General features: G+C 34.0%; 7 protein-coding genes. All 7 read right to left on the reverse strand.

Translation table 11 applies throughout. The features are described from left to right. Positions 1-144: 144 nt before the first annotated feature. On the reverse strand, positions 145-1,164 hold the full coding sequence (locus tag VQL36_RS20320; RefSeq protein ID WP_349251025.1) for a LacI family DNA-binding transcriptional regulator: 1,020 nt from the start codon (positions 1,162-1,164) through the stop codon (positions 145-147). Between the two features lie 239 nt (positions 1,165-1,403). Further along, positions 1,404-4,985 carry a chitobiase/beta-hexosaminidase C-terminal domain-containing protein gene (locus VQL36_RS20325; RefSeq protein WP_349251026.1) on the reverse strand — a complete coding sequence of 1,194 codons (3,582 nt, stop codon included), beginning with the start codon at positions 4,983-4,985 and terminating at the stop codon, positions 1,404-1,406. A gap of 349 nt (positions 4,986-5,334) precedes the next feature. Then, positions 5,335-8,217: an excinuclease ABC subunit UvrA gene (uvrA, locus tag VQL36_RS20330; RefSeq protein WP_349251027.1), complete on the reverse strand. Its 2,883-nt coding sequence runs from the start codon at positions 8,215-8,217 to the stop codon at positions 5,335-5,337. Positions 8,218-8,238: 21 nt separating this feature from the next. Then, a complete protein-coding gene (uvrB, locus tag VQL36_RS20335; RefSeq protein ID WP_349251028.1) occupies positions 8,239-10,236 on the reverse strand; it encodes an excinuclease ABC subunit UvrB in 1,998 nt (665 codons plus the stop codon). Between the two features lie 684 nt (positions 10,237-10,920). After that, entirely contained in the window at positions 10,921-11,400 is a 480-nt protein-coding gene (locus tag VQL36_RS20340; protein ID WP_349251029.1) for a hypothetical protein, read from the reverse strand. Between the two features lie 17 nt (positions 11,401-11,417). After that, complete coding sequence (locus tag VQL36_RS20345) at positions 11,418-11,840, reverse strand: hypothetical protein (RefSeq protein ID WP_349251030.1); 423 nt, start codon at positions 11,838-11,840, stop codon at positions 11,418-11,420. 18 nt (positions 11,841-11,858) lie between these two features. Then, positions 11,859-12,263: a hypothetical protein gene (locus tag VQL36_RS20350; RefSeq protein WP_349251031.1), complete on the reverse strand. Its 405-nt coding sequence runs from the start codon at positions 12,261-12,263 to the stop codon at positions 11,859-11,861. Between the last annotated feature and the right edge of the window lie 200 nt (positions 12,264-12,463).

Below are 12,463 nucleotides of genomic sequence, written 5' to 3' on the forward strand. Positions count from 1 at the left end.
TCTTACTCAAAATATGAAAAAACTATTTGACATAGTTCGCTTAAGTTAGAAAAAAGGAAATGGATTAACCTCAAATGGTTAATCCATTTCCTTCATATACGTCATTGTAGAGCTATAAAATTAAATCTGGCATTTCATCAAAAATCATTTAAGTGTCTGTAGTTGATAATTTGAGGATTCTCGAACTAACAAAGTTGAAGAAACTTTAAAAGTTCTTGAAGAAGTATATTTATTTTCGTTCATTTGATCAATAAGCTTTTCTGTCATCAATGCTCCCATAGAATACTTTGGTTGCGCTACCGTACTTAATTTAGGACTGACATAACTACATACTCTTATGTTATCAACTCCTACTACAGCAACCTGGTCTGGGATTTTGATATTTATTTCTTTGAAAGCATGATAAACTCCTAATGCCATTTCATCATTTGCTGCGAAAACTGCAGTAAACTTTTTATCTCTTTTTATGATTCTCTTTATGGCTTCATATCCCCCATACTCTGAAAAGTCTCCATTATCAACAAGTTCAGGGACAAATGGAATACCATGCCTTTTTAAAGCATCCACATAACCTTCTAAACGTTCATGACTATCTACTGCATCTTTCAAACCACTTATAAACGCAATCTCTTTATGACCATTCTGTACTAGATGATCTATTACTTCTTGGACTGCTTTAATGTTATCGTTATATACACAGGATACTAGATCATTGTCTATATTCCTTCCAATTACACCAATGTTATATCCTTGTTCCGCAATTTTAATGATCTCTTGATCTGTTAACGTAGACGTCACAAGGATCATCCCATCAATAGTACGATTATATAATAAATTTAAGTAATCAATTTCTTTTTCTTTCTGATCTTGTGCATCACAAATGATAATTTTATAGTTCAGGGAATTTGCCATATTTTCTATGCCTTTAATAATATCCGCATTATATGAAACCAAAATGTCTGTGACAATAACACCAATGGTCATCGTTTTTTTTGAGCGCAGGTTTTTAGCAGAGGCATTTGGAATGTATCCCATTTCTTCTATTACTCTTAATACTTTTCTTTTTGTTTTTTCATTTACTAATTTACTATTATTTAGCACTCTAGAAACGGTTGTGGGAGACACTCCTGCTTTTGCGGATACATCTTTTATTTTGTTCGTCATTGATATCTACCTCTTCCCATTGATACTCTCTAAACATTTTAGACATTATGATCAATTAATGCGTTTTATTGTCACATTTATTTTAACACATCTATAAAAAATGTGTACTTTTTGTTGAACAAGTGAAAAAAATGGGAGATAATAGGAAACTTATAAACACTTGTTAAAAAAATAACCCTCCATGCTCTGCATAGAGGGTTTACTTATAGCATTAGTTTAAAACTGTTCTGTTAGAATTATTATTTTAAAAGCTTTACCAATTCTTTATTAACTAGTTTCACATACTTAGCTTGATCAAAGTTCTTTTTATTAGGTTTATTCAAGTCTTTCAACATACGATCTAAATCTCTTTCAATATGGTCTGTTGTATTTTCTACATGTTTAATGACCTTATGATCTGAAACATTAGTTAAAAAGACTTCTTTTAGTAAAGTAGTTATTTCATTTGAACTAAATTCTCCAGAAACAACTTTAGAAACGATTAGTTCAGCAACTTCTTGAGTTGAAACTGCTTTATTCTTTAATTTATCAAACACATTTGTTAAATCTCTTACTGGATCATTAAAGTCAATTTGAATCATTACTGGATCATGATCACTAGTACGGCCATGCTCTTCAGTAAAGTCCGCATTCATGTTTACAATGTCAGCCACTGTTTGATCTAGTAAATTGTTGCTTACCAAAATGTGGTCTAATACTTGAGAATTTCCTTGATAATTGTACGTGTATCTTTCTTCAACTGGAAGCTGATCAATCATATTAACTAGTTCATTACCTTTTAATACATTTAAAGGATTAGAGAATTCAAAGTCGTTCATATCTCCTAAAACAACAATGTTTGCTTCAGGATTTACTGTAAATACGTCTTTAATAAAACCATTAACAGCTTTAGCCATTTCTAAACGTTGTGGTTCACTTCCTAAAACTACTGGTTGTTCACTGCCGAATGGAGCACCATCACCACGTTTTGAATTAAAGTGGTTTGCAATTACGATTACTCTTTCACCATTAAATTCAAATTCTGCTGCTAATGATTTACGAGAACTTGCAAAAGCTTCGTTAGTTGGATCAATACGACCTGGATTTAATGTTAATCCATTTTCATCATATCCTACAGCAGTAGTAGCGTCTCCTGCTTGTTTTTCAACAAGGCTTACACGTTCAGGATTGTAAATATATCCTACACGGATGTTACCACCTGGTTGACCACCGTCTGTTTTATCAATCGGTGCAATTTCAGTAAATTTATACGTTGGACCTCCATGAGCTTCTATCGCTGCAATCAATGCTTCATAGCTCTGGCTAGCATCCGTCACACCACTATCTGTTGGACCATCATTATCTTGTACTTCAACAAGTCCAATAATGTCTGGTGTATTTAAATTTGTAATGATTGATTCTGCTATTGTATTTATTTTCTCTTGTCCACTTTTAATTGAAAAGTTTTCAACATTGTATGATGCTACGGTTAATTTGTCCTCAGTAGGTTGAATCGTTGACACTTCACGTTCAGTACCCCCACCAATCACCTCTGGCAAATCTTCAGTAGCTAGTAACTTATAATTACTGTAATCATAACTAAAAACACCTGTAATGGTTCCATCAAAACGATCTCCCACTTTTACAGTTGGTTCGTTTGATACTTTAACCATAATACGTTCAGGATTTAATTCATCTTCCGAAATTAATATTCCACCAGCTGGAGTGCGGTTTGCATCCACTGATCCTTCAAGTACAACTGGGATCTCATCATATTTAGGTGGAGCAATTACGGAAGCATTACTTATAGTGACTCTCATTCCTTCTAAACTTTCATAGAAGTCAATACCGTCTTCTTCTGGATCAAAAACACTAAATGCATCATTATCAATAACTGAAGTTGGAATCATGCGATCTACACCAAGCTCAATTGGTGTTGATAATGGTTGATCACTTGCAACCACTTCTAAAGAGCTTGCACTAATTTCAGTTGTTAATAAATCAGCTGCATCATCATATCCATCTTCTTGGTATTCAACTACTTCCCCTGTTACAGAAACCAAATCTCCAACTTGCACATTTGAGTTTCGCATATATACTTTGATACCTTCTGATGTACGAATATCATCATCAGCTACAACAGACTCCATGAAAAACACGGACGATCCATCTAAATGTGTCACAATTCCAGGTACATCTTTTACAATTAAACCTTCATATAACGAAGTATGAGATGCTCCTTGTATATCATGAATTTTTAAAGAATCTAAAGGTAAAACTACAGTGTATTCAAATGTAACAACATCACTTACATTGCTATTTTCTACTACAATAGCTTTGATCGTTGTATCTTCATTGATTTGAATTGGTTGATCATATACATTGCTTTCCGAAGTTGGTTCAGATCCATCTAATGTATAATAAATCGTACCATTTTCAACTAAAGTCATTAATGAAACTGCATTTCCTTTTTCAATTTTACCCGCTCCAGGTTGAGCGTATACTGTAAAGTACTCTTCAATAACATCTAATGAAAAACGTGGTACTATTTTATATTCGCTATAATTGTAATTTACAACACCTATAATTTGCTCATAAGTTTTCCCTACTTCTAATAAACTTTCATCTTCAGGATATAATTTAAAAGTTCCATTCCCATCTACTGCTGTAAAATTACCAAAGTTATCTACTTCTTGAATTGTAATGTTTTTAATTGTTACAAGCTCAGCTTCTACTGCTTCACCATTTTCACTTGTAAGATCAGTTGATATCACAATTTGTGGTTCTGGTGTACCTTCATTTTGTGCAGTTATTACAATTTCATCAACTTCAAATTGAGACATGCCATAATATTCACTAACTACACCTTCGGCAGTAATTTTATCGCCAATTGAAGCAGCTAATCCACTACCCCTTACAATAATACCTGCACTATTATCTTGTACATATAGGTTTGTTTTTCCTCCTGCTTCAAAAGAAGCAGTTACAATACCTTCAATTTTGGCTTCCATGCCAACATTACTTCTCACATCTAAAATGTTACTTAATGCTAATGGTGGTTTCACTGTATAATCAAATGAAGCAACCTCACTTGAATCAAGTCCATCTTTCATTGCAATCGCTTTGATGGATAATGATTCTTCAACAACAATTGGATTTTCATACAAAGTACTTTCAACCGTTGGCTCAGAGCCATCTAACGTGTAATAAATTTGTGCATCTGCTGTTGAAGTAGAAAGAGCTACTTCAGTCCCCACTGTTACTTCACCCGCTGCTGGAGAAGATTTCACAGGAGAAACTTGTGTAATATCACCATCAAAACTTGTCCATGTAATGTTGTCAATCACAACTTGTTTCGCAGTTGTGTTAACGATTTTAATTTCTACATCTCCAGCTACATTAATTTCATCCACTGCAAATGTATGAACATCAGTATCATCGAAAGCCTCAGATGTTCCTTTTGACTCCCCATTTATAAATAACTCAACTTGACGATTTCCAGCTCCCGTAAATGCTTTTTTTAGATTCACTGAGAATGAACCAATACCATCTGGAATGACTTCTGAAACGATACTACTGTTTGATTCAGCATTTCTTAACATTAAACCGTTTTCATTAATCTCGTAACCAGACTCGTCACGTGCTGCTACGTAAGACCATGTAATACCGTTGTCACCTACAAAAGATCCGTCAGCATAGGTGTTCCCTGGTGCATCTGAGTTACTTAAGGTTTCAATAAATGTTTGCTGCTCCGCGGAGCTAATGTTCATAATGCTTGTACTGAATAAGCTGATTACTAAAACAAATGCCATGAAAATAGATACACTTTTTTTCATATACATTATGTTTCCTCCCCCATAGTTATAATAGTTTGTGCATTGTTAGAACAAGATAAGCAGTAGCGATACTTCTTTTCAGTAAAAATTATAACCCCATGAAGAAATATCTGAAACAGGGTCTTTCAGACTATAAACAAGGGTAAAGTATATCATTATACTGTATGATTAGTAGCATTAATAATGCTGACTTGTCCAACACTACATAACCATTGTAATACTAAATTCAAAGAAAATACATAGTATCTTATTACAAAATTTACTGTTATTTCCGATCTGTTTGTGGAATCTACTAAAAGGAAAAAAGCACCTCAAAATGAGATGCTTTTTTTCTTGAATAATTATCATTTTTTATTTATAAAACAACACTTTCACTCACATCTATATTATCATTACTTGTTATCCGACCTGTATCTCTTTTCAACACAGGTGCTAAATATTTGCCTGTATATGACTTTTTCACTTTAATAAGTTCTTCAGGTGATCCAGCTGCAATGATTTGTCCTCCGCCTTTTCCACCTTCAGGTCCTAAATCGATAATATAATCCGCTGTTTTTATGACATCTAAGTTGTGTTCAATTACCAATACACTGTCCCCATTATCCACTAATCGATGTAATACCTTTAACAGACGATCTATATCATGTACATGCAAACCTGTAGTTGGTTCATCTAATATATATATGGTTTTGCCAGTACTTCTTCTGTAAAGTTCAGAGGCTAGTTTTACCCTTTGAGCTTCTCCCCCAGAAAGAGTTGTTGCTGGTTGACCTAGATCCATATATCCTAACCCTACATCAAGTAATGTTTGTAATTTTCTTTGGATTCTAGGAATATTTTTAAAGAACTCACAGGCATCCTCTATCGTCAGATCCAAAATGTCAGATATATTTTTCCCTTTGTACTTCACTTCTAAAGTTTCACGATTGTATCGTTTTCCTTTACATATTTCACAAGGTACATAAACGTCAGGTAAAAAGTGCATTTCAATTTTAATAATTCCATCACCGCGACAGGCTTCACAACGTCCACCCTTTACATTAAAACTGAATCTTCCTTTTTTATACCCTCTTACCTTAGCTTCTGAAGTAGCAGCAAACACATCTCTTATATCATCAAATACCCCTGTATAAGTTGCTGGGTTTGATCTCGGTGTTCTGCCAATTGGAGATTGATTAATGTCAACAACCTTTTCCACATGTTCTAAACCATTGATTTCTTTATATTTCCCTGGTCTTACTTTACTCGCTTTGTGTAACTCTCTTGCTAATGTTTTATATAAGATTTCGTTAATTAAAGTACTTTTACCAGATCCTGAAACTCCGGTTACACAGCTGAACACACCTAGTGGAAATTTGGCATTTATATTTCTCAAGTTGTTTTCCTTTGCTCCTTTTACTTCTAACCATTTTCCATTCGGTGTTCTTCTATTTGCGGGAACCGGAATGAACTTTCTACCACTCAAGTAATTACCAGTTAAAGAATTCTCATCTTCCATCACTTGCTCAGGTGTACCTTGAGAAACGATTGTTCCGCCATGTATACCTGCTCCTGGTCCTATATCAATAATGTAATCGGCTTCCTTCATCGTATCTTCATCATGTTCAACAACAACAAGTGTATTCCCTATATCACGCATATGTTTTAAGGTTTGTAATAAACGATCATTATCTCTCTGATGCAATCCAATACTTGGTTCATCTAATATATATAAAACACCCATCAAACTTGATCCGATTTGGGTAGCTAATCGAATTCGTTGTGCTTCACCACCAGATAACGTACCTGCAGCTCTGCTTAAGGTTAAATAATCCAACCCTACATTATTAAGAAAACCTAATCTAGCGTTGATTTCTTTTAAAATCAATTGAGCAATTTTGATTTCTTTTTCCGTCAATGTTAAAGAATCAAAGAAATCACAGGCTTCACTGATGGATAGGCTCGTTGCATAACCAATGTTTTTGTCATTAATCGTAACAGCCAAGCTTTCAGGTTTTAAACGTTGGCCTTTACACTTATTACATTGCTTCGCACTCATAAAACCTTCAATGTGCTCACGAATCCCATTAGAAGCTGTATCTCTATATCTTCGCTCTAAATTATTAATAATCCCTTCAAATGGAACAATCGCTTCCCGACGTTTCCCAAAATCATTTTCATAAACAAATTTAACTTTTTCCTCACCTGTTCCGTATAACAACGTGTTCATTTGCTCTTCTGAAAGCTCTGCAACAGGTACATCCATAGGAATGTTAAAATGTGCACATACAGCAGCTAAAAATTGTGGGTAATAATTAGATGTACTTCCAGTCCATGCTTCAAATGCACCTTCACTTATTGATTTATCTTTATTTGGAACTAATAGGTCTGGATCTACAATCATCTTTAACCCTAATCCATCACATTCAGCACACGCACCATAAGGACTATTAAATGAAAACATACGTGGTGACAATTCCTCTAAACTAAATCCACACTCAGGACAAGCAAGATTCGAATTAAACATCAATTCCTTTTGCCCAATAATATCAATAATGACCTGTCCTTCAGATAATTTCAAAGCTGTTTCAATGGAGTCTGCCAGTCTTGTTTGAATTTGATCTTTAATCACAATGCGGTCAATGACGACCTCAATATGATGTTTTTTATTCTTTTCTAACTTGATGGTTTCAGACAAATCTTTGATATCCCCATCAACACGTACACGGACAAACCCTTGTTTGCGAATATCTTCTAACAACTTCACATGCTCACCTTTACGACCAGAAACAAGAGGTGCTAATACTTGCAGTTTGGTTTTGTGAGGGTATTCTAATATTCGATCTACCATTTGCTCTACAGTCTGAGACGTAATTTCAATTCCATGTTTGGGGCAATGGGGTCTGCCTATACGTGCATATAACAAACGAAGATAATCATAAATTTCAGTAACCGTCCCTACTGTAGACCTCGGATTACGGCTGGTTGTTTTTTGGTCAATAGAAATAGCCGGAGATAATCCTTCAATAGAATCTACATCCGGTTTATCCATCTGTCCTAGAAACTGTCTTGCATAGGCAGACAATGATTCAACGTATCTTCTTTGTCCTTCAGCATATATCGTATCAAAAGCTAGCGAGGATTTCCCTGACCCACTTAATCCAGTAAGTACAACGAAGCTATCTCTAGGAATCGATACATCTATATTTTTTAAATTATGAGCACGTGCCCCTTTAATTACGATATGATCCTTTGACATTGTTTTAAACGCTCCTTTTAATCAATCCTGTGCTTTTAATTCTAATACAGCATCGCGAAGTTCCGCTGCTCTTTCAAACTGCAAGTTTTTTGCAGCCTCTTTCATGTCTGATTCCAAACGTTCAATTAATGTCTTCCGATCTTTCTTGGACATCTTACTTGTTTGTTTATCAGTAATATAATCTGCTTTCTGTTCTGCAACTTTACTCGTTTCAATAACATCTCTAATTTTTTTACGTATCGTTTTTGGCGTTATGCCATGTTTTTCATTATACGCCAATTGAATTTCTCGTCTTCGCTCTGTTTCTTTTATGGCTTTATCCATTGAATCTGTGATCTTATCTCCATACATAATCACCGATCCATCCACATTCCGTGCCGCTCTACCAATCGTCTGAATAAGCGAGCGCTCTGATCTTAAAAAGCCTTCTTTATCTGCATCTAAAATCGTTACTAACGATACTTCTGGTAAATCGAGACCTTCTCTTAGAAGGTTAATTCCTACCAATACATCAAAGGTACCTAAACGTAAATCTCTAATGATTTGCATACGTTCTAGTGTTTTAATATCTGAATGCAAATACCTTACTTTAATTCCTATTTCTTTTAAATAGTCGGTTAAATCTTCCGCCATTTTCTTTGTTAGTGTTGTAACTAGCACCCGCTCTTCCTTTTCAATACGTTCTTGTATCTCATTAATGAGGTCATCCACCTGACCTTTTGTAGGTCTGACTTCAATTTTAGGATCAATCAATCCTGTCGGTCGTATAATTTGTTGGATCATTTCCGGAGTATGTTCCAGTTCATAAGGGCCAGGTGTTGCTGAAACATGAATAATCTGATTAATCTTTTTTTCAAATTCCTCAAATCGTAAAGGACGGTTATCCAAAGCAGATGGAAGACGAAAACCGTGATCTACTAACATGTTTTTCCTAGCTCTATCCCCGTTATACATTCCACGTATTTGCGGCAGGGTAACATGGGACTCATCTACTACAATCAACATGTCTTTAGGGAAATAATCAAATAGAGTATAAGGAGTAGCTCCTCTTTCTCTAAAGGTAAGCGGACCAGAATAGTTTTCGATTCCAGAACAGAAACCCATCTCTGCCATCATTTCAATATCATATCTAGTTCGTTGCTCTAAACGCTGAGCTTCAAGCAATTTACCTTGAGCGCGAAATTCCTCTAATCGCTCCTCTAATTCCCGTTCAATGTTTTTCAAAGCCACTTTCATCGTCTCTTCATGTGTCACAAAGTGAGAAGCTGGGAATATGGCAACATGCTCTCTTTCACCCATTATTTCACCTGTTAATACATCAATTTCCGTTATTTTTTCAATCTCATCTCCGAACATTTCGATTCGAATCGCTTGTTCAATCCCAGATGCAGGGAATATCTCTACTACATCTCCACGCACACGGAAAGTGCCTCGAATGAAGTTGATATCATTCCTTTGATACTGGATGTCTACTAACCTGTGTAAAATTTCATCTCTAGACCTTTCCATGCCTACCTTTAAATCCAAAACTAAATTACGGTATTCTTTTGGAGATCCAAGGCCGTAAATACAAGAAACACTAGCTACAATAATAACATCCCTTCTTTCGAATAAGGAGCTTGTAGCTGAGTGTCGAAGCTGATCTATTTCATCGTTAATGCTCGAATCTTTTTCTATATACGTATCTGAAGCTGGCATATACGCTTCAGGTTGATAATAATCATAATAACTAACAAAATAATCAACAGAGTTGTTAGGAAAAAACTCCTTAAACTCGCTGCACAGTTGGGCTGCAAGTGTCTTATTATGTGCAATGACAAGCGTAGGGCGATTTAATTTAGCAATAGTTTGGGCAATCGTAAATGTTTTACCTGTACCCGTTGCTCCTAATAATGTTTGGTGTTTCTTTCCTGCTTGAATTCCTTCAACAAGCTGTTCAATCGCTTGTGGTTGATCACCTTGTGGAGAATATTCTGAAATCAGCTCAAACTTTTTATCACTTTGAACCATATCACTCATGTAGACACCTGCCTAATTTATATTCATAGGAATATTTGTTCCCATTTCATATTATAACTTGAAATTTATGTTGATGCAAATGGAACTAAAGCCCACTTCATTCATCTAATTTCATTCCAATTGCGCATTATATTTAATATAACATTTAATTACGTCAGGTACTGTCGTAATTAAATGTTCACTGACTCCAGTTCATTCAAGATCGTCGTTACCTGAGAATTATAATGCAAAAAAAGCCTTTGGGTTTAATGCCAAAGACTCAACGAAAGTTACTTAGATTTATTAGTGGTAGCTAATCAGAAAAATCGTTTGGTTCATGGAAAAAGCTTTAGAATACTAGGAAGTAATTAATAACAAAACTCAGTATAACAGATGAAAAAAGCGGATAATGGTGAGGGACCTGTAGGTTCTTTTTTATCTTGATAATAATCGAACAATGAATTATAAATGCAATGTCATTACAGATATAAAGAAATCCATGGGCTTCCCTATTGAAATGATGAGTAATCTGCCAGAACGAAAATAGATCGCATACTACTCTGCCAAGAATGCAAAATAGTATGCGATCTTCTAATGTTTTAATAGTATAAAAATAGGTTTATCTCATTTTTTAAACCCTTAAAAAGGGACTTATCTAATCTGATGAAATAGCCTCTGTTAATTAATGTAATCCTAATAAAATTCTTAAGAATTATTTAAAGGATGATCTATTTTTTTACCTTTTTTCTCTTTTTTATCTTTTAATTCCCATTTTCCATCATTTTTTTCTAATTCATATAGAAAATTAGTTCCGTCTGATTTTTTTTCAAATATATAACCTTTTTTCCCTTTAACATATAAAGAAGGTAAAGTATCTCCAGGGGTTTGTGTATGCATAACTTCAATAAATACATCGAATTCTTCTGAATTACCACCCAAAATTTGATCTATATCAATAAGATCATACCCATTTAAATTAACATTGTGTGTGTTTTTAATATCATTATCAACATCATTTTTGTATTTCTTATTTGCATTATCTATTTTTTCTTTTATCTGTCTTTCAGTTTCATTTGACATCTCTTCAAATGAAAAATAATTTTGGTCTGCAATTAAAGAACCTGCTCCAATAACAAACATTAATACAAGAACTAGAGAGGTTACAAATAATTTTCCTCTTATCATTTCTATATTTCCTCCTTTTAATTGCTACCCCAATATAAGGTTTCATTTTGTTCAGTATGTCTTTCTAATACTCCAGAACTTCCAGCTCTTTTAACTTCATAATCACTAACAAATAACCACTTTCCAGGAGTATTAAATCCTGTGTTTGGAGTATATTTACCTGATTGTTTAATGTAATCATCATTATCAACATTCTCAATAAATTGCGCTTTTCGAACACTATTAAAATATAAGTAGCTATTAATATATAATTCATCTTGAGTACTTTCAGTCTTAAAAGAAGCTATATATTCGATATTATAACTAAAAGGTGCATTGACAGTACCCAATGTAATATCATTATCATGATAAATAATGATTTCACCATCATTGGCATATACCACTGAACTCGTTATAATTAAGCACAGAATGATAATATAAGCAGAAATATTTTTCTTCATATTATTCAACTCCTTCAACTAATTAGCAGGCTGTACATATCTACTTGTGTTTTGATTATCAGAGTAGTACGTTCCATCTTCATACCATACTTCCGCCTTTGAATATACAAGCCAATTTGCTGATTCACCATCTGTGGTCTCATAACTCTTCTTTGCATATCTGGATCCATCAGATTTATAATCTTGTCTTGTCACGACGTGAACCATATTTTTATATACTGATAAGTATACTCCAAGACTATCAATTGAACCTCTAGCAGTCTCATTTGAGTAAGCTGTTGCTGTTAAATTGTAATAATAAGGTACTGGGAAGTCAACATCTATTGAAACATCACTTTGAACATATTGATTTGCTGCAAAAATATTCGTTCCTAGCGCCATGAAAAAAAATAGACACAATAATATAGGCTTAAATGCTTTCATTAAAACTATTCCTCCCTTCTGACAAAATTTTTAAGAAAAATTATACATGTATAATAATACCGTATTTGAATTAATTTCATAATTCCTACTAACTATGGAATACCATTCTAACATTTCCTAATACAAAACATATTAATACTGGCCAGCTTTATTATATAATAATATTTATACATAATTGGAAAAAGGATGAATTTATTTCA

The organism is Chengkuizengella sp. SCS-71B (genome assembly GCF_040100845.1).
Lineage (GTDB): Bacteria > Bacillota > Bacilli > Paenibacillales > KCTC-33759 > Chengkuizengella.

Excerpts from the sequence above, each read along its gene's own strand:
- VQL36_RS20320 (WP_349251025.1), bottom strand. The coding sequence starts at position 1,164 with ATGACGAACAAAATAAAAGATGTATCCGCAAAAGCAGGAGTGTCTCCC.
- VQL36_RS20325 (WP_349251026.1), bottom strand. The coding sequence starts at position 4,985 with ATGTATATGAAAAAAAGTGTATCTATTTTCATGGCATTTGTTTTAGTA.
- uvrA (WP_349251027.1), bottom strand. The coding sequence starts at position 8,217 with ATGTCAAAGGATCATATCGTAATTAAAGGGGCACGTGCTCATAATTTA.
- uvrB (WP_349251028.1), bottom strand. The coding sequence starts at position 10,236 with ATGAGTGATATGGTTCAAAGTGATAAAAAGTTTGAGCTGATTTCAGAA.
- VQL36_RS20340 (WP_349251029.1), bottom strand. The coding sequence starts at position 11,400 with ATGATAAGAGGAAAATTATTTGTAACCTCTCTAGTTCTTGTATTAATG.
- VQL36_RS20345 (WP_349251030.1), bottom strand. The coding sequence starts at position 11,840 with ATGAAGAAAAATATTTCTGCTTATATTATCATTCTGTGCTTAATTATA.
- VQL36_RS20350 (WP_349251031.1), bottom strand. The coding sequence starts at position 12,263 with ATGAAAGCATTTAAGCCTATATTATTGTGTCTATTTTTTTTCATGGCG.